This is a genomic window from Streptomyces sp. NPDC048514, assembly GCF_043199955.1.
Taxonomy (GTDB): domain Bacteria; phylum Actinomycetota; class Actinomycetes; order Streptomycetales; family Streptomycetaceae; genus Streptomyces.
Genome location: NZ_JBICWT010000003.1, coordinates 230,173 through 250,740, shown reverse-complemented (window position 1 = coordinate 250,740; position 20,568 = coordinate 230,173). Strand labels below are relative to the sequence as shown.

General features: G+C 73.5%; 10 protein-coding genes. 8 read left to right on the top strand and 2 right to left on the bottom strand.

Translation table 11 applies throughout. The annotated features are described in order from the left end of the window. The first annotated feature begins 12 nt into the window (after positions 1-12). Positions 13-846, top strand: a complete 834-nt coding sequence (locus tag ACGFT2_RS07115; protein WP_393274360.1) for an alpha/beta fold hydrolase — start codon at positions 13-15, stop codon at positions 844-846. Between the two features lie 87 nt (positions 847-933). Here the strand turns inward: ACGFT2_RS07115 and ACGFT2_RS07110 are convergent, their stop codons facing one another. Together ACGFT2_RS07110 and ACGFT2_RS07105 are read right to left on the bottom strand one after the other, a co-directional pair. Further along, the gene (locus ACGFT2_RS07110; protein WP_393274358.1) at positions 934-2,025 is read right to left on the bottom strand and encodes a methyltransferase domain-containing protein; all 1,092 of its coding nucleotides are present in this window, start codon (positions 2,023-2,025) and stop codon (positions 934-936) included. A gap of 38 nt (positions 2,026-2,063) precedes the next feature. Next, entirely contained in the window at positions 2,064-3,050 is a 987-nt protein-coding gene (locus ACGFT2_RS07105) for a diiron oxygenase (protein WP_393274356.1), read from the bottom strand. 109 nt (positions 3,051-3,159) lie between these two features. On the opposite strand from ACGFT2_RS07105, the gene ACGFT2_RS07100 reads away from it, so the two are divergent. Genes ACGFT2_RS07100 through ACGFT2_RS07070 form a run of 7 tightly spaced genes read left to right on the top strand, consistent with a single transcriptional unit; the run spans position 3,160 to position 20,482 of the window. Further along, a complete protein-coding gene (locus ACGFT2_RS07100; RefSeq protein ID WP_393274354.1) occupies positions 3,160-4,500 on the top strand; it encodes a condensation domain-containing protein in 1,341 nt (446 codons plus the stop codon). A gap of 27 nt (positions 4,501-4,527) precedes the next feature. Beyond that, positions 4,528-11,229 (top strand): amino acid adenylation domain-containing protein, encoded by a 6,702-nt coding sequence (locus tag ACGFT2_RS07095; RefSeq protein ID WP_393274352.1) that lies wholly within the window; start codon positions 4,528-4,530, stop codon positions 11,227-11,229. Further along, positions 11,226-16,796 carry an amino acid adenylation domain-containing protein gene (locus ACGFT2_RS07090; RefSeq protein ID WP_393274350.1) on the top strand — a complete coding sequence of 1,857 codons (5,571 nt, stop codon included), beginning with the start codon at positions 11,226-11,228 and terminating at the stop codon, positions 16,794-16,796. The genes ACGFT2_RS07095 and ACGFT2_RS07090 overlap by 4 nt, the downstream gene beginning before the upstream one ends. Beyond that, positions 16,793-17,929, top strand: coding sequence for a saccharopine dehydrogenase NADP-binding domain-containing protein (locus ACGFT2_RS07085; protein ID WP_393274348.1), 1,137 nt, complete (start codon positions 16,793-16,795; stop codon positions 17,927-17,929). Before ACGFT2_RS07090 ends, ACGFT2_RS07085 begins: the two co-directional genes overlap by 4 nt. Next, positions 17,926-19,053, top strand: a complete 1,128-nt coding sequence (locus tag ACGFT2_RS07080; RefSeq protein ID WP_393274347.1) for a Gfo/Idh/MocA family oxidoreductase — start codon at positions 17,926-17,928, stop codon at positions 19,051-19,053. Before ACGFT2_RS07085 ends, ACGFT2_RS07080 begins: the two co-directional genes overlap by 4 nt. After that, positions 19,050-19,832 (top strand): thioesterase II family protein, encoded by a 783-nt coding sequence (locus ACGFT2_RS07075; RefSeq protein ID WP_393274345.1) that lies wholly within the window; start codon positions 19,050-19,052, stop codon positions 19,830-19,832. Before ACGFT2_RS07080 ends, ACGFT2_RS07075 begins: the two co-directional genes overlap by 4 nt. Next, on the top strand, positions 19,829-20,482 hold the full coding sequence (locus ACGFT2_RS07070) for an O-methyltransferase (RefSeq protein WP_393274343.1): 654 nt from the start codon (positions 19,829-19,831) through the stop codon (positions 20,480-20,482). The genes ACGFT2_RS07075 and ACGFT2_RS07070 overlap by 4 nt, the downstream gene beginning before the upstream one ends. The last annotated feature ends 86 nt before the right edge of the window (positions 20,483-20,568 follow it).

Below are 20,568 nucleotides of genomic sequence, written 5' to 3'. Positions count from 1 at the left end.
AAGGACGACAGCGTGGACATCACACTGAAGACGGGCGTGACCCTGAGCTACGACATCTTCGGGGACCCGGACGGCTCACCGGTCCTCCTGGTGGCCGGACAGCACCAGGCCAACCTGTTCCACCACACGCAGGTCCCTTTCCTCACCAAGCGCGGCCACCGGGTCATCACCTTCGACCACCGGGGGGTGCCGCCGTCCGAGGAGACCCCGCCGCCCTACACGATGGAGGGCCTGGCCGAGGACACCGCCGCCCTCATCGAGGAGCTGGGCATCGGACCGTGCGCCATCGTGGGCTACTCGCTGGGCGCGACGATCATCCTGGAACTCGCCGTCGAACGGCCGGATCTGCTCACCCGGGCCGCGCTGGTGGGCGTGCCGTGGAAGCCGAGCGCGCTGCACCGGGCGATCCGCGAGGACGCCCTGGAACGGCTCCGGTCGGGCGGGGTGCTGCCGCCGGTGACGGAAGGCATCTACCGGGCGATGTACCTCTTCGGCCCGCGGGCGCTGAACCGGGACGCCTTCATCGGGCCCTATCTCGAAGGCCTGCGCGGACTCGCCGCCTCCGGCGGGCACGGCGCCCTCGGACACGCGGAGGCCTCGGCGGCCTACGACCCCGATCCGCAGCGGATCGCCCGGATCACCGTGCCCTGCCTGATCGTCGGCATGGAGCACGACATCATGGCCCCCTACCCGATGTCCCGCGAACTGGCCCGGCTCATCCCGGGATCCGAGTACCGGGAGATCAAGAACAGCGGCCACGCCGCCCTGCTGGAGAAGCCCACCGAGGTCAACCGGCTGCTGGACGAGTACCTCGGTGCCGGCCGGCCGACCACACCGGCGAGCTGAACGACGACGGCCGGCCCGCGCCCTCCCCGGCACGGGCCGGCCATCGCCGTGGCCGGCGCCGGGGAAGGAACGGCCCCTCATCGCCGTTCAGCGCAGGTGGTACAGGCGGTGGAAGGTGTGCCGCACCGGCAGGATCCGTACCTGCCCGAACCCCGCGGCCGCCGCGTACGCCCGTACCGTGTCGGGGCGCATCACCGTGCCGGTGGCGGCCGAACCCTCCTCCACCAGCCCGACCGGCAGACAGTGCAGCACGCTCACGGCGTACTGGTATCGCTCGGTCTCCGGCGCCGGGGCCCGGAAGCGTTCGCCGACGTTGGGTTCCATCAGCAGCATGCTGCCACCGTCCGCCAGCAGCCCCCGGCACGCCGCGAGCACCTCCACCGGCCGGGCCATGTCGTGCAACGCGTCGAAGACGCACACCAGGTCGAAGCGGCCGGCCAGCGCACGGTCGGCCGCGTCCCGGACCTCGAAGCCGACCCGCTCGGCCACCCCGGCCTCCCGCGCGTTGCGCCGGGCGTCCGCGACCGAGGCCTCGTCGAGGTCCAGACCGTGCACCCGCGCACGCGGATAGGCCTGCGCCAGGGCGATCGACGACCAGCCGGTGCCACACGCGACATCGGCGATCCGGCCGCCCTCGCCGGACAGCCTCGCGTGCACCTCCGGAAGAGTCGCGGCGATCCACCCGGCGAGCTGGTGCCGGAACACCGACTTGTTCAACCCCTCCTGCCCGCCCCGCAGTTCGCCACCGTACGCGGCGTACGGAACCCCGTTCCCGGAGCGGAAGGCGTCGGCCAGCCGGGGCAGCACCGCGGACAGCCCGCCGATCGGCAGCACCACCAGCGGAGCGATCGAGAACGGGCTGTCGGGATCGGTGAGCGCCTCCGCGTGACCGGCGGGGAGGGTGAACACCCGTCGGCCGGGATCCTGTTCGGACTCGTCCGTCGTCACGATCCCGGCCGCCGCCTGCTGTTCCAGCCACTCGCGCGCGTACCGCGGATCCACCCCGGCCCGCCCCGCCAAGTCCCCCGCGGTGGCCGGGCCCTTGGCCAGTTCGTCGTACAGACCCAGCCGAAGGCCCAGGTAGGCGGTCATCAGCTCCGCCGCGCCCAGCCCGGCCATGAACAGCCGTACCGACAGCGCACGTGCCGCGTTCTCCGTGTCCGGCGCCTTGTTGGTCATGCGTCCCGCTTCCCTCCGACTCGACCGCCGGGAATCCCTCACGCGGGCCGGCCGGACGGCCGTCGGGACAGCCGGCGGGGCACCGTCCCGTAACTGAGCAGATCCAGGTCCGCCAGGCCCTGACGCACCCGCTCGGACATCAGCCCGATGTGCACGAGGGACGACACCACCCGCGCGAACACCGTCTGCCGGTACATCACCATCGCCGGGTCGGTCGCGGCGTAGGCCACCCCGGCCGACCGGTCGACGTCCAGCCGCTCCCAGATGTCGGCGAGCAGGAAGCGCCGCCGCATCAGCGCCGCCGCGTCCAGCACCAGCTCCTCGCGTTCGGACAGTTCCCGGCTGGACAGCTCACGGTAGGCCTCCTCCAGGGACATCACCCCGAGCGAGACGTGCCGTGCCTCGTCGCGCGCCACCAGCGTGGTGATCCGGCGGATCAGCGGGTCGTGGAACGTGGCGCCGGCCAGCCGGAACGCGGCCATCGCCAGCGCCTCCACCATGATCTGCATGCCCAGCGCCGTCACGTCCCACCGGGAGTCGCGCAGCACGTCCTCGAGGAGGGCACGCAGATCGGCGTTGATCGGGTACGGATCGGGGACGTGCTCGCGCAGATAGCGCGCGAACACCTCCACGTGCCGGGCCTCGTCGGTCACCTGGGTCGCGGCGCAGAGCTTCGCCTCGACCGTCGGCAAGGACTCCACCAGGCGGGCCGCCACCGTGAGCGCGGCCTGCTCGCCGTGCAGGAACTGGCTGACCAGCCAGGCCTGCAGCTCCCAGCGGAAGGCGTCCCACATCGCGCGTCCCCGCCCGGCCATGGGGGAGGCCTCGAAGGAGGCGCGCGCGAGGCCGGAGCCGTCGGCGAGCGGAGCGCCGAACGGCACGGGCACCGACCAGTCGATGTCGCGGTCCGCGTCCCACTGACCGGCGTGGGCGCGTCGGGTGAGGGTCTGAAGCCTGGGGGTGCTCGCCGTGTAGTCCCAGGACAGGCGGGTGTGCACCCGGGCCTCGAGCTCGAGGTGCTGCATGCGGGCGAGGCTAACCCCGCACACCGCCCGCCGGTGCAAATCTTTCAATGCCGCCAAACATCTTTCAGTGGAACGCCGGGCACCTGTGGGCCGCGGATAACTTGACGGCGTGGCCAGCCCAGAAGCGCGAGAGCCAGAAGAAGGCGAGCCGGCAGCGCGAGAGCCGGAAGCACAGGAGAGCGAGCCATCCGCGGGACAGCGGCTGCTGTGGTTCCTGGACCGATATCGGGGACATGACGGCGCCCTCAACTGCCCGATGATGTGCCGTATTCGAGGCCCGCTGGAATTGCCGGTGCTCCGCCGGTCCCTCGAAGCGGTGGTGTCCCGTCACGAATCCCTGCGGTCGGTCTTCCGCGGCGGCGGACGCAATCTGCGCCGGCTCGTGAGGGCGGCCGCGCCCGTCGAGCTGCGGCTGCGGCACCTCGACCACGAGCCCGACCCCGAGCGGGCACTGCGCGAGGCGATCGCCGAGGAACTCGCCACCCGCATCGATCCGACCGGCAGCGCGTTCCGCGTCACCCTGTGGCGGGTCGCGGACGGCGACCACGTGCTGTGTCTGAACATGCACCACCTCGTCACCGACTCCTGGTCGTGCGGCGTCGTCTTCCAGGACCTGTGCGCCCTCCTCGACCGGGCCCACGGGTCCGGAGCCGAACCGCCCCCGCCCGGACTGCCGTTCGGCGCGTTCGCCGAGTGGCAGCGCGTGGCCCTGGACGGTGGCGAACTGCGGGGGCAGCAGGAGTACTGGCGCGACCGCCTGGCCGGGCTCACCGTGGAGCCGCTGCCCACCCGGAACACCCCGGGCGAGCGCCGCACCGCTCTGGTGCGACGGGAACTGGACCAGGACACGGTGGCGGCTCTGCGCGAGGCCGCCCGGACGGGCCGCAGCACCCTCTTCTCGCTGCTGCTGACCCTGTACTACGCCGTACTGCACCGGGCCACCGGCCGCACCGACCTCGCCGTGGCCTCCCTGTACGCCAACCGGAGCCGGCCCGAACTGCGCCGGACCGTCGGGTTCCTGGCCAACATGGTCGTGCTGCGCACCCGGCTCGACCCGGCCGCCGGAGTCCTCGACGCCCTGCGCGCCACCCACGCCACCGTCACCGGCGCCTTCCTCAACCAGGGCGTCCCCTACCAGCTGCTGCCGCTGCGGGAGGCGCAGAGCCAGGGGGCGCGGGCCGACGACATCGTCTTCCAGATGCTTGCCGAGCCGGTCTACAGCACCACGGCCGGCGGTCTCGACCTCGAAGTGCTGGTGCCCGACGGAGTCGGCAGCAGATTCGAACTCGAACTGGTTCTGGTCCCGCACGACAAGGGATTCCACGTTCTGCTCTTCTACAACCAGGGGCGACTCGACGAGAAATTCGCCACGGAATTGGCCGAGCGCTATGTCGCGGCGGCCGAACGTGTCTCCCAGAACACCGGCCTGCCCTTCGACCGGATCGCTTGATTACCGCGGGGAACTCAGGAGATGTTCATGCGAATAACGCTCGAGACCATGCGCAGGGCCGTCGCCGACATCCTCGACGAGCCGCCCGGCGCCATCGGCGACCAGGACGACCTGACCGCCCTTGGTCTCGACTCGATGGCCATCATGAGCCTCGCCGCGCAATGGCGCGGTGAGGGTGCCGAGATCCGCTTCGGCGACCTGGTCGAGCGGCCGCGGCTGGCGCACTGGTGGGAGCTGGTGGCACAGGCTGCCGGCACCGTCCCGCACGAGGCCGGGGCCGCCCTGCCCGGCGCCCCGCCATCGGCCGCCGTCGACGAGAGCGCTCCCTTCCCCCTCGCCCCCATGCAGCACGCCTACTGGGTGGGCCGCGCGGACGGCCAGGTACTGGGCGGAGTCGGCGGCCACTTCTACTTCGAGTTCGACGGACCCGCCCTCGACCCGGACCGGCTGGACGCGGCGCTGCGTGCGCTCACCAGCCGGCACGCCATGTTCCGGGCCCGCTTCCTGCCCGACGGCACCCAGCGGATCTCCGGCCCGCCGACCGGTCTCGCCCGGGTGCACGACCTGCGGGATGGGGATGCCGAGCAGGTCGGCGCCGAGCTGGACCGGCTGCGCGCCCGACTGTCCCACCAGCGGCTCGACGCCGCCGCCGGCCCCCTGCTCGACGTGCACCTCACCCTGCTGCCGGGCGGCACCAGCCGACTGCACCTCGACGTCGACATGCTGGTGTGCGACGCGATGAGCTTCCGCATCGCCCTCGCCGACCTCGCGCGCGGCTACGACGAGCCCGGCCGGCAGCCCGGCCCCCTCGGCTACAGCTATCCGCGGTACCTGGCGGACCGGGCCGCCCGGCCGCCCGCCCGCCTGGAACGGGACCGCGCCTACTGGGCCGGCCGGCTGCCCACCCTGCCCGGCGGGCCACAACTCCCGCTGGCCGCACCGCCGGAGCGGCTGCACCGCCCCCGCACCGGCCGCCGCACCCTCTGGCTGACACCGGAGCGCCGTGAACGGCTCGCGTCCCGCGCCCGTGAGCACGGCATCAGCCCGGCGATGGCGCTGGCCACCTGCTACGCCGAGGTCCTCGCCACATGGAGCGCGGAGAAGCGCTTCCTGCTCAATCTGCCCCTGTTCGACCGCGACCCGGTGCACGCCGACGTCGCCGCGCTGGTCGGCGACTTCACCAGCCTGCTGCTGCTCACCGCGGACGCCACCCGCGAGGAGTCCTTCGCCGAGCGGGCCCGCCGGCTGAACGCCGACTTCCGCGAGTCCGCCGGGCACAGCGCCTGCCCGGGCACCGACGTCCTGCGCGACCTGGCGCGCAGCCGCCCCGGCGCAGCCGTCGCGCCGGTGGTGTTCACGTCCGCACTGAGCATGGGCGAGCTGTTCGCCGACGAGGTCCGCCGGGTGCTGGGGGAGCCGGTGTGGCTCAGCTCCCAGACACCTCAGGTGTGGATGGACCTCCAGGCCGTCGAGCACGACGGCGGCATCCGGCTCATCTGGGAGGCCGTCGAGGATCTCTTCCCCGCGGGCCTGCTGGACGACATGGCCGACGCCCTGCGCCGGCTGCTCGACGGGCTGACCGCGCCGGACGCCGACTGGGCGGACCCCCTGCCCGACCTGCTGCCGGCGGCCCAGCGCCAGGTCCGGGCAGCGGTCAACGCCACCGACCGGCCCTGCCCCGAACACACCCTGCACGAACCGTTCTTCACCCTGGCGCGCCAGGAACCGCAGCGGCCCGCGCTGCTGTGGGCGGACGGCTCCCTGACCCGGGCGGACCTCGCCGGCCAGGCCCTCGCCCTCGCCGGACTGCTCCGCTCCCGGGGCGTGGCCCCGGGCGACACGGTGATGATCTCGCTGCCCAAGGGACCGCGGCAGATCGTCGCCGTGCTCGGTGTCCTCGCGGCCGGGGGCACCTACGTACCGGCGGGGATCGACCAGCCCGAACACCGCCGCCGGCGCATCGAGGACTCCTGCGGCGCACGCCTGACCGTCACCGAGGCCCTCCTCCAAGAGGCCTGTACGGTAACGCCGTTGCCCGGCCCGGTCCCCGTACCGCCCGAACAGACCGCGTACATCCTCTACACCTCCGGCTCCACCGGCGAGCCCAAGGGCGTGGAGGTACCGCACCGCAGCGCCGTCAACACCGTGTCGGCGCTCAACGAACGGTTCGGCATCGGGCCCGGCGACCGCGCCCTCGCGGTCTCCGCCCTCGACTTCGACCTGTCGGTGTACGACGTCTTCGGCCCCCTGTCCGCGGGCGGCGCCGTGGTCTGCGTACGGCAAGAGGAGCGACGCGACGCACGGGCCTGGCTCGACCTGGTCCGCGGCCTGGACGTCACCGTCGTCAACTGCGTTCCCACCTTGCTGCAGATGCTCCTCGAGGCGACCGAGGGGGCCGGCGCCACCGCGGGAATCCGGGTGGCCCTGCTCGGCGGCGACCGGATCGCCCCCGACCTGGCCGCGCGGGCCCGCCGGGTGTTCCCCTCGGTGCGGTTCGCCGGGCTCGGCGGCACCACCGAGACCGCCATCCACTCCACCGTCCAGGAGGTCGGGGAGGCGCCCGCGCACTGGACGTGCGTGCCCTACGGCGTCCCGTTGCCGGGGCAGCGCTGCCGGGTCGTCGACCCGCGCGGCCGGGACTGCCCGGACCGGGTGCCCGGTGAACTGTGGATCGGCGGCGCGTCGGTCGCCCGCGGTTACCGGGGCGACCCCACACGCACCGCGGACCGGTTCGTCGAGCACGCGGGGCTGCGCTGGTACCGCACCGGCGACCTGGCCCGCTATCTGCCCGACGGCACGCTGGAGTTCCTGGGCCGGGCCGACTTCCAGCTCAAGGTGCGCGGGCACCGCATCGAACCGGGCGAGATCGAGGCCGCGTTGCGGGACCATCCCGCGATCGCCGCCGCCGCCGTGCTCGGCCTCGGCGACCCACCCACGCACCTGGCCGCCGCGGTCGTCCTGCGCGAGCCGTCCCGGTATGCCGACGGGCGGTCCCCGCAGGCCGACGAGCCGGCCCCGCACGCCGACGTGCCGGTCGCGGGGGTTAACGCCGTCTCCGAACCAGCGGGTGGGGCGTCCGTGAGTGCGGGGGAGCCGCCCGTACGTGCCGGTGAGCCGTCCGCGCCGGGGGGCGAGCCGGCGGAGGAGCCGGTGCCGTCGCTCGTGGAGCTGCTGCGGGAACATCTCGCCGACCGGCTGCCGCCCGCCATGATCCCGGACGTCGTCACGGTGCTCGACGCGCTGCCGCTCAACACCAACGGCAAGGTCGACCGCGGCGCCTTGCGGGACCTCGTCTCCCGCGACGAGCGCCCCACCGCCGGGCACCAGCCGCCACAGGGCGTGGTGGAGACCCAAGTAGCCGAGCTGTGGGCGGAGTTGCTCGGCGTGGAGCGGGTCGGACGCGACGACGGGTTCTTCGAACTCGGCGGCGACAGCCTGCTCGCGACCCGGCTGCTGACCCGCTTGCGGGCCGCGGGGCTGCACGGTGCCGACCTGGGGCGCCTGTTCGCCGCCCCGATGCTGCGCGACTTCGCCGCCGGGCTCGACCTGGGCCGGCCCACCCGGCTGCCCCCCGTCACGCCCGACCCGGACGACCGGTACGAGCCGTTCCCCGCGACCGACATCCAGCGCGCCTACTGGCTCGGACGCGGCGCGGACTTCACGCTCGGCGGCGTCGGATCGTACTGGTACTGGGAGTTCGACGGCCGGGACGTTGACCTCAAGCGCCTGGAGGACGCCTGGAACCGGCTCGTCGAGCGGCACGAGATGATGCGCGCGGTCTTCGACGAGGACGGCAACCAGCGCATCCTCGACCACGTTCCGCCCATCGCCTTCGACGTCACCGAGGCACCGCCCGGCGACGCCGAGGAGACGCTGCGGACCCAGCGTGCCGGGCTGGACCACCGGGTGTTCGACGTGACGCGGTGGCCGCTGTTCCATATCTCCGCCACCCGCTACGACGCCGACCGCACCCGCATCCGCTTCGGCTTCGACTACATCGTGCTCGACGCGCTGAGCATCATGACGATCTTCTGGGAACTCTCCCGGCTGTACGAGGACCCGGCCTGCGCGCTGCCCTCGCTCGACGTCTCCTTCCGCGACTACGTGCTGCAGGCCGCCCCCGACCCCGAGGAGGTCGCCGCCGACCGGGCGTACTGGACCGGGCGGCTGCCCGAGCTGCCACGCGCCCCGGCGCTGCCGCTGGGCATCGCCCCGGAGCAGGCCGGCCCGCCCCGCTTCACCCGGCGCGAGTTCTTCCTCCCGCCGGCCGTCTGGCAGGCGCTGACCCGTACCGCCCGCGGCACCGGACTGACCCCGTCGGCCGTGCTCGCGGCCGCCTTCGCCGACGTCCTCGCCGCCTGGAGTGCACAGCCCGAGGTCACGGTGAACCTCACCCTGTTCGACCGGCGCGAGGTCCACCCGGACATCAACAACATCGTCGGCGACTTCACCTCCCTGCTGCTGGTGGGACACCGCCCCGCGGACGCCGACGGCTGGGCCGACGCGGCGCGCCGCTTCCAGCAGCAGATCTGGGAGGGGCTCCAGCACAGCTCGGTGTCGGCGCTGTGGGTCCTGCGCGAGCTGGCCCGGCGCACCGGGGCGGCGGAGGTGGCCATGCCGGTCGTCTTCACCAGCACGCTCGGCGTCTCCGACCGGCTCGCCGACCTGACCATGCCCTTCGGCGAACAGGTGTACGGGCTCTCGCAGACCCCGCAGGTGTGGCTGGACTGCCAGGTCGTGGAGCGTGACGGCGGCGTCTCGGTCAACTGGGACGCCGTCGAGGAACTGTTCCCCGCCGGGCTCCTGCAGACCATGATCACCGCCTACGAGCGGCATCTCACCGGTCTGGCCCGCGCGGACTGGCGGCGGCCCGTCGTCGTGGAACTGCCCGCGGAGCAGGCCCGCGCCCGGGCCGAGGTGAACGCCACCGAGGCCCCGCTGAGCGGACGCCTGCTGCACGAACCCTTCTTCGCCGGAGCCGCCGCGGCACCCGGCCGCCCCGCACTGCTGTGGCGCGAGGGCCGGCTGGACCACGGCGAACTCGCCGAGCGGGCCCTGCGGGTCGCCGGAGCGCTGCGGGCCGCGGGCGTCGGGCCCGGTGACGGCGTCGCGATCGTGCTCCCCAAGGGGCCCGACCAGATCACCGCCGTACTCGGCACCCTCGCCGCGGGCGCCTGCTACGTGCCGGTGGGTGTCGACCAGCCGCCGGTCCGGCGGGCGCGCATCCTGCGCCGCGCCCGCGCCGTGGCCGTCCTCACCGACGTGGACCCGGCGACCGACGCCGCATGGCCGGACGGGATCGCGGTGCTGGACGTGCGGACGGCCCGCACGACCGCCGCCGCCGTGCCCGCGCCGGTCACCGTGCCGGACACCGCACTCGCCTACACCATCTTCACCTCGGGCTCCACCGGCGAGCCCAAGGGGGTCGAGACCACCCACCGCGCGGCCGCGAACACCGTGGAGGACATCGGCGCCCGCTTCTCGGTGGGCCCGGACGACCGCGTACTCGCCCTGTCCGCCCTCGACTTCGACCTGTCCGTCTACGACATCTTCGGTCTGCTGGGAGCCGGTGGTGCCCTCGTCCTCGTCGAGGAGCGCGACCGGCGCGAACCCCACCGCTGGCTCGACCTGCTGCGCACCCACCGGGTCACCGTGTGGAACACCGTGCCGGCGCTCCTCGACATGCTGCTGACCGCGGCCGAGGGAGCGGACGGCCCCGCGCCGGAGCCGCTGCGCCTCGCGCTCGTCTCCGGCGACTGGGTCGGTCTCGACCTGCCGGGCCGGCTGGCCGCCCGCGCCCCGGGCTGCCGCCTGGTGGCGCTCGGCGGCGCCACCGAGGCGGCCATCTGGTCCAACGCCTATCCCGTGATTGAGCCGCCGCCCGGCTGGCCCTCCATCCCGTACGGGTACCCGCTGCGCAACCAGTGCTTCCGGGTGGCCGACCCGGCGGGCCGCGACCGTCCGGACTGGGTGCCGGGCGAACTGTGGATCGGCGGCACGGGCGTGGCCCGCGGCTACCGCGGTGACCCCGAGCGCACGGCACAGCAGTTCGTCGAGCACGAGGGCCTGCGCTGGTACCGCACCGGTGACCTCGGCCGCTACCGGCCGGGCGGCATCCTGGAGTTCCTCGGCCGGGCGGACCAGCAGGTGAAGATCCGCGGGCACCGCATCGAACTCGGTGAGATCGAGGCGGCGTTGCACGAACTGCCGGGCATCGGCCGGGCCGTCGCCTGCATCGTGGGGGAGCGGCCCCGGCACCGGATCGCGGCGTTCGCCGTACCCGCCGGTGATCCGCCCGGACCGGTCGCGCTGCGCGCCGCCCTCGCCGAGCGGCTGCCCGGCTACATGATCCCCGAACGCATCGGGATCGTGGACCGATTGCCGCTGACCGCCAACGGCAAGGTGGACCGCGGCGCCCTGGCCGCACTCCTCGACGAGGAGGCGTCCCCGGTCGACGAGGGACCCAGGGGAGAGCTGGAGACCGCCCTCGCCGCCCTCTTCGCCGACCTCCTGGGCGTCGAACGGGTCGGCCGCACGGAGAGTTTCTTCGCACTCGGCGGTGACAGCCTCACCGCCACCCGGGCCACCGAACGGCTGTGGCAGACCGTCGGCGTCCGTCTCACCCTGCGTGAGTTCTTCTCCGCGCCCGCGGTCGAGGCACTCGCCCGACTCATCGAGCACCGACGCGCCGAGAGCGCCCTGATCCCCATGGAAGAAGGAGTGCTATGAACCTGGCCGGGCTCTTGGCCGAACTGGAGGCCAGCGGCGTCGAGTTGTGGGAGGAATCGGGCTCGCTCCGCTTCCGCGCCCCGCAGGGCGCTCTCACCGGGGAGCAGCGCGCCCTGCTGAAAGCCCACAAGGACGACGTCCTCGACCTCCTCAGGACCGGGTACGACCGCGTCACGGTGACCCCGCGCCCCGCCGAACGCCACGCCCCGTTCCCGCTCACCGACGTGCAGACCGCCTACCTCCTCGGCCGCCGCGACGTCTTCGACTACGGGTCGGTCGCCTGCCACGCCTACGGCGAACTGCGCTTCGCCGCCCTCGAACCGGCCCGTCTGGAGGCCGCCTGGCAGGCTCTGGTCGACCGGCACGACATGCTGCGGGCGGTGGTGCGGGACGAAGGCGCCCAGCTCGTCCTCCCCTCGACGCCGCCCTACCGCATCGAGGTCACCGACCTGCGCTCGGCCACCGCCGGCGAGACCGCGGCGGCCCTGTCGGCCGTGCGCGAGGACATGGAGCACCAGGTCCTGCCCGCCGGCACCTGGCCGCTGTTCGACCTGCGGATCACGCTCCTCCCCGACCACGCCCTGCTGCACCTCTCGATCGACTTCCTCATCGCCGACTACGTCTCCCTGCACCTCCTGCTCGACGAACTGCGCACCCTCTACGCCGACCCGGACGCCGCCCTGCCCGAACTGCCCGTCACCTTCCGGGACTACCTGCTCGCCGAACGCCACCTGCGCCAGGGCCCGCGCCGTGAGCGCGACCGCGCCTACTGGCTGAACCGGATCGACGAGCTTCCCCCCGCCCCGCCGCTGCCGATGCGCGAGGGGCGCACGAGGGGCGGACCGGCGCGGTTCGACCGCCACCAGCTCGTCCTGGACGCCGCCCGCTGGAGCGCCCTGCGCCGCCGGGCGGTCGAGCGCGGTCTCACCCCCTCGGGTGCCGTACTGGCCGCCTACGCGGAGGTGATGGGCCGGTGGAGCGGACGGGACCGCTTCACCCTCGACCTCACGCTGCTCAACCGGCTGCCCCTGCACCCGCAGGTCGGCTCACTCGTGGGCGACTTCACCTCCGTGGAACTGCTCGCGGTGGACCGCCGCCGGGGCACCACGTTCACCGAGCGCGCCACCAGCGTGCTGGGACAGCTCTTCGAGGACCTGGACCACCGGCTGTTCACCGGGGTCGAGGTCATGCGCGAACTCGCGCGCCGCCGCGGCCAGGAGGCCGCCCTGATGCCGGTCGTCTTCACCAGCGCCATCGGCCTGCGCGAACAGGACGCCCCGGACGGCACGCCGCACACCGCGGACACCGGGAACACCGGGGCCGCCGGGGACAGCGCCGCCGACGCCGACGGCGAACTGGTCCACGGCATCAGCCAGACCCCCCAGGTGTGGATCGACTGCCAGGCCATGGAACGGCGCGGCGCCCTCTGCGTCAACTGGGACGTGCGCGACGGCGTCCTGGACGAGACGGTCGTGGCCGACATGTTCACCGCCTTCCACGATCTGCTGGACCGTCTGGCGGACGGCGACGAGCCGTGGGAAGCGACCACGCCCGTCCGGCTGCCCGACGCACAACTGCGGCGCCGGCAGCGGGCCAACGCCACCGACGCCCCCCTGCCCGACGCGCTGCTGCACGAGGGCGCGCTGGCCGCCGCGCTGAACACCCCCGACGCCCCTGCCGTGATCGCCGGAACCCGGCGGCTCACCCACGGCGACCTCGCGTCCCGTGCCGCCGCCGTGAGCCGGGCGCTCACCGAGGCCGGATGCGCGCCCGGCGACCCGGTCGCGATCGTCGCCGACAAGGGCTGGGAGCAGATCGCGGCCGTCCTCGGCGCCCTGTCGGCGGGCGCGGTGTACATCCCCGTGGACACCCACCAGCCGGCCGCGCGCCGCGAGCGCATGCTGCGCGACGCCGGGGTCCGGCACGCCCTGATCCGCTCCGGTACCACCGGCCTGCCCGCCGGCGTCAGCGCGATCACCGTCGACACGCTCACGCCCGAGCCCGCTCCCACCCGGCTGCCCGAGCGGCTGCGCACCCCGGACGACCTCGCCTACGTCATCTACACCTCCGGCTCCACCGGCAGCCCCAAGGGCGTGATGATCACGCACCGGGGCGCGGTCAACACCATCGACGACATCAACCGCCGTTTCTCCGTGGGCGCCGAGGACCGCGTCCTGGCCCTGGCCAACCTGGGCTTCGACCTGTCCGTGTACGACGTCTTCGGCGTCCTCGCGGCGGGCGGCTGCCTGGTGCTCCCCGACCCCGCCCGCCGAGCGGACCCCTCGCACTGGGCCGCGCTGGTGGCCGAGCACGGCGTCACCCTCTGGAACTCCGTGCCGGCCCAGCTCCACATGGTCAACGAATACCTCGGCACCAGCCCGCTCCCGCTGCCCGCCCTGCGCCTGGCCCTGCTGTCCGGCGACTGGATACCGGTACGGCTGCCCGACAGCATCCGCGCCAAGGTGCCCGGGCTGCGCGTGGTCTCCCTCGGCGGCGCCACCGAGGCGTCGATCTGGTCCATCCTCCACCCCGTCGACGGCCAGGTGCCCGAGGACTGGCCGTCCATCCCCTACGGCACCCCCCTCGCCAACCAGCGGTTCCACGTCCTGGACGGCGACTTCGAACCCTGCCCGGAGCTGGTCGCCGGTGACCTGTACATCGCGGGCGCCGGACTCGCCGCCGGCTACCTGCACGACGAGGAGAAGACCGCCGAGCGTTTCGTACGGCATCCCCGCACCGGCGAGCGCCTGTACCGGACCGGCGACCTGGGACGCTACCTGCCCTCGGGCGAGATCGAGTTCCTCGGCCGCAACGACCGGCAGGTCAAGATCCGCGGCCACCGCATCGAGGCGGCCGAGGTCGAGGCCGCCCTGCAGTCCCACCCGGCCGTCGCCGCCGGCGCGGTGATCGTGGACGGCGAACGGCCCATGGACCGCCGCCTCGTCGGCTTCGCGCAGACCGCCCGCGCCACACCCGGCGCCGCCGGACGCACCGACGGCACCGCGCTCGTCACGGCCGTCGCCGAGGAGGGCGAGGAGGTCCGCTCCGGTGTGGACGCCGAGCTCGTCGTCGGCTTCGCCCGGCACCTGGACGAGGCCGCCCTGCTGGCCATGATGGACGTCCTCCAGAACAGCGGGCTGTTCCCGGACGAACGCACCCGGCACCCGCTGCCCGAGATCCTCGCCGCCGCCAAGGTCGCACCGAAGCACCACCGGCTGGTGCGCCGCTGGCTCGCCGCCCTCGTCCGCGAGGGCCACCTGGAACACCGGCCGCAGGACGGCTACCGGGCGCTGCGCCGGGCCGCGCCGGACGCCGTGGAGGAGGCCTGGCGGCGCGTCGACGCGACACTGCCCTCCGCCCAGGACGGCTCGCAGCTCCTGCAGTACTTCCGCTCCGCGACCGCCCACCTCCCGCAACTGCTGCGCGACGAACAGGACCCCGTGCAGCTGCTGTTCCCCGAGGGCAGCATCGACATCCAGGAAGCCGCCTACACCCAGGGCTTCCTCAACTCCTACCTCAACCGCATCGCCACCTCCGTCGTACGCCGCATCGCCGACGACCGCGTCCGGCACGGCACGGTGCGCCTGCTGGAGGTCGGCGCCGGTGTGGGCGGTGTCAGCGTCGAGGCGGTGCCCCGGCTGGCCGGGACCGACTGCTCCTACCTCTTCACCGACGTCTCGCAGTTCTTCCTGAACAAGGCCGCCGAACGGTTCGCCGACTTCCCGTGGGTGCACTACGCCCTCTTCGACATGAACGAGGACTTCCGCCCCCAGGGCATCGAGCCGAACTCCCTCGACCTCATCCTGTGCGGCAACGTCATGCACTACTCCCGCAACGCGACGGTGGTCCTGGACCGGATGCGGCAGATGCTGGCCCCCGACGGCTGGCTGGTGTTCATCGAGACCACCCGCGACAACTACCAGATCCTCACCTCCATGGAGTTCCTCTTCGACGCCACCGCCGGCGACTTCGAGGACGTGCGCCAGGGCAAGGACCAGACGTTCGTGGCCCGGGACCAGTGGCTCGACCTGATCTCCGAGGCCGGCGGTGAGACCGTGCTGTGCCTGCCGGACGTGGACGACCCGCTGTCGGCCATCGGCATGCACGTCTTCGCCGTCCGCTTCAAGGCCGACCGGGCGCACGTCACGCCCGCCGCACTCGTCGCTCACCTCGGCGAACGGCTGCCCGAGGAGATGGTGCCCGCGCAGATCCAGGTCGTCGACGAGCTGCCGCTCACCGACAACGGCAAGGTGGACCGGCGCACCCTCCGGTCCTGGCTCACCCCCCGCCGGACCGTCGAGCAGGCCCGCGGCGCGGATCCCGCCCCGATGACGGACCTGGAGCGGCGCATCACGGCGCTGTGGTGCCGCGTCCTGGACACGCCCGCGGTGGGCCGCGACGACACGTTCTACGAGGCGGGTGGCGACTCCCTGCTCGCCGCGCAACTCGTCGGGGCACTGCGGGAGGAACTGCCCGAGGCCGAACACACCCTCTTCGACGAGCTGCTGCGCGAACTCCTCGACGGGGCGAGCGTCCACCACCTCGCCGGGGTGCTGACCGCGACCCCGCAGTCCCCGGCGGGACCGCAGCCGACCGCCTCCGAGGCGGCGCAGCCGACCGCCCCCGCCGTGCCGCTCGCGACCGCCCCGATGGCACCGGTGCCGAGCGCCGCCACCGGCGCCGCGGACGACCGGCTCTGGGCGGTGTACCGGGAGGGCTTCCCCGCCGGCTCCTCCCACCAGGAGCTGTGCGCCCGGCTGGAGGAGCACGGCCCGCTGCTCGACGCCTCCGCCGCCCACCCCCTCGACGCCCACCGGGACACCGCGCCGAACGCCCTGATCGAGCGTGTCGCCCACGAGCGGGCACGGCTGCTGCGGGCCACCGGGTACTCCCGGTTCCGGCTGGTCGGAGCCCACAGCGGAGCCCTGCTCGCGGCCGAGACGGCCCGGCAGCTCACCGAGTCCGGCGCCGACGTCGACCTGACCGTCATCAGCAGCTATCCACTGCCCGCGGTGGTCGAGGACGCCGTCTTCGCCGAGTACCTCTTCGCCCTCGGCAGCGGAGCGGACCCGCGCGGCCTGGGCTGGCCCGACCAGCGCGCCACCGGCGCCGCCCTGGCCGCCGTACTGGGCCGCACCCCCGGCCGGGTGCCCGACGGAGCCTTCGGCGCACTGGACGGCGATCTCGCCGACACCGGCGCCGCGTTCGCCCGGCTGGCCGCGACGCCGGCCGGCGAGCGGCGGGCACGGCTGGCCGCGGCCCTGAACTGCACCCCGGACGAGCTGCAGGAGCGGTACGCCGCCCAACGTCTGCTCGCCGCAGCCGCGGCCACCCACCGGCCGGACCCGTACACGGGCGACGTCACCCTGCTCCTGCACCGTGACGACACCCCTCTGTGGCCGACGCTCGCCGCCGACGCCCTGCACCACTGGGACGAGCTGTGCCTGGGCCGGGTGCGGACCCGGCCCGTCCCAGGCGACCACTTCACCTGCCTGTCCGCCGGTCACACGGCGGAGCTGGCCGCGGCACTGACCGCTCCCGCCATCCACCAGGAGGACACCCGGTGACCACCACCCTCGCCGTCCTCGGCGGCTACGGCGCGGTCGGCGCCGTGGCCGCACGCGAACTGGCCACCGCCCACCCCGAGGCACGTCTGCGCATCGGCGGCCGGCGGTTCGACGAGGCCACCCGCTGCGCCGACCACCTCGGCGGGCACGCCGAGCCGTACGCCGTGGACCTGACCGACCCGGACTCGCTCACCGCGTTCTGCGCCGGCAGCCACGTCGTCGTCAACTGCGCGGGCCCCTCCTACCGGGTGCTGGACACGGTCGCGCGGGCCGCTCTCGCCGCGGGAGCCGACTACGTCGACGCGGGCGGCGACGAACCCGTGCACCGGGCGCTGACCGACCGCGACCCGGCGCGCCAGGGGCGCGCAGCCGTCCTCACCGCCGGCATGATGCCCGGCCTGACCGGCATGCTGCCCCGCTGGCTCGCCGCCCAGGGAGTCGACGAACCCGAACGGCTCCTCGCCTACGTCGGCACCATGGACCGGCTCACCCCCGCCGGCGCCGGCGACTACCTGCTCAGCCTCGGCGGCGCCTACGGCGAAGCCCAGTCGGCCTGGCGGGGCGGCGCCCGCGTGCTGCGCGTCCTGCAGCCGCTCACCGACACCGAACTGCCCTTCTTCCCCGGCACGGTCAGCGCCTACCCCTACCTCAGCTACGAGGCCGAACGGCTCGCCCGCGACCTGGGACTGGCCACCGTCGACTGGTACAACGTCTTCGACGGCGGTTCCCGGATGCTCAAGACCCTCGGACGCCTCCAGGGCGCCATGACCGGACAGAGCGCCCTGGAACCCGCCGCCCACGAACTCATCGAGGCCGCAGGGCTCGACCTGTTCGGACGCGACCCCTACCAGCTGTTCGCGCTGGAGCTGACCGGCCGCAGCGCGGGCCGCACGGCGACGCGCGCCCTGGTGCTGCGCGGCACCGACACCTACGAACTGACCGGCGCCGTCGCCGCCGCAGCGGCCGGAGCACTGCTCGCCGGCCGGGTGCCCGCCGGGGTCCACTACGCCGCCGAGGTGCTGGACGCGGACGCCGTCGTCGAACGGCTCGGGCAGCTCGCCGCGGTGACCTCGCTGGACCTCTTCGACCGCCCGCTCGCCGAGGCGTGCGCCACGGAGGAGGGCGAACTGTGAGCGGCGAACGGCCCCGGATGGTGGTGGCCGGCACCAAGTTCGGGCGCATCTACCTCGCGGGAGCCGCCCGCGCCGACTCCCCGTACGAACTCGCCGGGATCCTGGCCCGTGGCAGCGAGCGCTCCGCCCGCCTGGCCCGCCACTACGCCGTACCCCTGTTCACCGAACCGGAGGAGATACCGAAGGACGTCGAGGCCTGCTGCGTCGTGGTCGGGGCCGCCATCAACGGCGGCCCCGGCGCCCGCCTCGCGCAGCAGCTCATGGCGCGCGGCCACCACGTCCTGCAGGAGCACCCGCTGCACGCGCGCGAGCTGGCCGACTGCCTGCGCGCGGCCCGGGAACACCGGGTGGCCTACCGGCTGAACAGCCACTACGTGCACGTCGAGCCGGTACGCCGGTTCATCACCGCCGCCCGCCGGCTGCTGGCCCGCCAACGCGTCCTGCACATCGACGCGGCCTGCGCCTTCCAGGTGCTGTACACGCTCCTCGACATCCTCGGCCGCGCCCTGGGCGGCGTCCGCCCCTGGGGTTTCGGCACGACGAGCGACCTGCCGCCCGAAGTGCGGGACCTGACGGACTCACCCTTCGTCTACCGCGGCCTGGACGGCGTGATCGCCGGCGTGCCGTGCACCCTGAGGCTGCAGAACGACATGGACCCCGGCGACCCCGACAACCACACCCACCTCTTCCACCGCATCACCCTGCACACCGAGGGCGGACACCTCACCCTGCTCAACACCCATGGCCCGGTCATGTGGAGCCCCCGTCCGCACATGCCGGGCGACATGCGGGAGACCGTACGCATGGAGGAGTCGCGGGCCGCCCACTTCGGCCATCCGAGCGCCGAGCCGCTCGGACCCGCGACCGCACCCGACTACCGGCACATCCTCGGTGCGCTGTGGCCCGAGGGAGCGGTCGGGGCCCTGCGGGCGCTGCGCGAGGACATCGACGACGGCACCGATCCCGGCCGGGACGGCCAGTACCACCTGTCGCTGTGCCGGCTCACCCGCGACATCACGGACCGCTTCGGCCCGGTCCGCCTGCACCGCGACGTCCCCGCGCCCCACGTCCTGCCCGCCACGGCCCTCACCGAGGACGCGCCGGAACCGAGGAACAGCCCATGAACCCCCGCACCGACACCCCGGCCACGCAGGCACCTTCGGATCTCGACCGGTGGTTCCGCCGCTACTGGCCGCGCCCCGCGGCCCGGCGCCGCATCGTGCTCTTCCCGCACGGCGGCGGTTCCGCCAGCTTCTACCGAGGGCTGGCCAAACGGCTCCTGCCCGCCGCCGAACCGCTGATCGCCCAGTACCCCGGCCGGGAGGACCGCCTGGAGGAGCGCCACATCACCGTGATGGCCGAGCTGGCCGACCGGGCCTGCGAAGCGCTGCTGCCCGCGCTCGACCGCGAGTTCGTGTTCTTCGGGCACAGCATGGGGGCGGCCGTCGCCCACGAGGTGGCCCTGCGCCTGGAGCACCGGCACGGAGTCGCCCCGGCACTGCTGTGCCTGTCGGGCCGCCCGGCCCCCCGCCACCACAAACCCGGCAGCAAGCACCTGGACGACGAGGCACTGTGGGACGAACTCGGACGCCTGGGCGCGACCCCGTCCCTGCTCCTCGCGAACCCGCAGGTCCGGCGCGTGGTCCTGCCCACCCTGCGGGCCGACTACCGCCTGGTGGAACGGTACCGGCCCGGCACCTCACCCATGCTGTCCTGCCCCGTCGCGGCCTGCCTGGGCGACCAGGACCCGGAGGTCACACCGCAGGAGGCCGAGGCCTGGTCGGAAGTCTCCCGCGGCGGTTTCACCTTCCGTCTCTTCGCGGGGGACCACTTCTTCTTCCGCGGCCAGGAGGACGACCTCGTCGGCTGGCTGCTCACCACAACGGACCGGGAGGCGGCATGATCGTCAGGCCCACCGTCGAGGCCTACGCCGAGGCGCACTCGACGGGCGAGCCGCCCGAGCTGGCGGAACTCGCCGAGGAGACCCGCAGCCTGTGCGAGGTCCCGCAGATGATGGTCGGCCCGCTGGAGGGCCGCTTCCTCGCCCTGCTGGTCCGGATGCTGCGCCCGCGCACCGTCCTGGAGATCGGTACCTTCACAGGCTACTCGGCTCTCAGCATGGCGGCCGAACTCCCGCCGGAGGGCCGCCTGGTGACCTGCGAGGTGGATCCGGCGCACGCCGAGATCGCCCGCCGGCACTTCGCCGCCTCGGCGTACGCGGACCGGATCGAACTCCGGCTGGGACCGGCGCTGGAACAGCTCAAGAACCTGGAGGGGCCCTTCGACCTCGTGTTCATCGACGCCGACAAGGCGGGTTACGCCGACTACTACGACGCGGTGCTGCCCCGGCTCGCCGGGCAAGGGCTCATCGCCGTCGACAACGTGCTGCAGTTCGGCGGCGTGGCCAACCCCCTGGACCAGAAGGCGGACACGGTGGCCCTGCGGGCGTTCAACGAGAAAGTCCGCGACGATCCCCGGGTCGAACAGGTGATGCTCACGGTGCGCGAGGGCATCACATTGATCCGGCGAAACGACCGCCACGGAATTCGCTGATCCGATTCCTCGGAAGTTCTTTTTGATCCCTGAAAGATTGCGCCGGAACGGATGCACCGGACCCTAGGCTCCCGGTGACGGGCGAC

Bases quoted from the DNA above. Each gene is read 5' to 3' on its own strand.
- ACGFT2_RS07105 (WP_393274356.1), bottom strand. From the start codon at position 3,050: ATGCAGCACCTCGAGCTCGAGGCCCGGGTGCACACCCGCCTGTCCTGG.
- ACGFT2_RS07095 (WP_393274352.1), top strand. From the start codon at position 4,528: ATGCGAATAACGCTCGAGACCATGCGCAGGGCCGTCGCCGACATCCTC.
- ACGFT2_RS07090 (WP_393274350.1), top strand. From the start codon at position 11,226: ATGAACCTGGCCGGGCTCTTGGCCGAACTGGAGGCCAGCGGCGTCGAG.
- ACGFT2_RS07070 (WP_393274343.1), top strand. From the start codon at position 19,829: ATGATCGTCAGGCCCACCGTCGAGGCCTACGCCGAGGCGCACTCGACG.
- ACGFT2_RS07110 (WP_393274358.1), bottom strand. From the start codon at position 2,025: ATGACCAACAAGGCGCCGGACACGGAGAACGCGGCACGTGCGCTGTCG.
- ACGFT2_RS07075 (WP_393274345.1), top strand. From the start codon at position 19,050: ATGAACCCCCGCACCGACACCCCGGCCACGCAGGCACCTTCGGATCTC.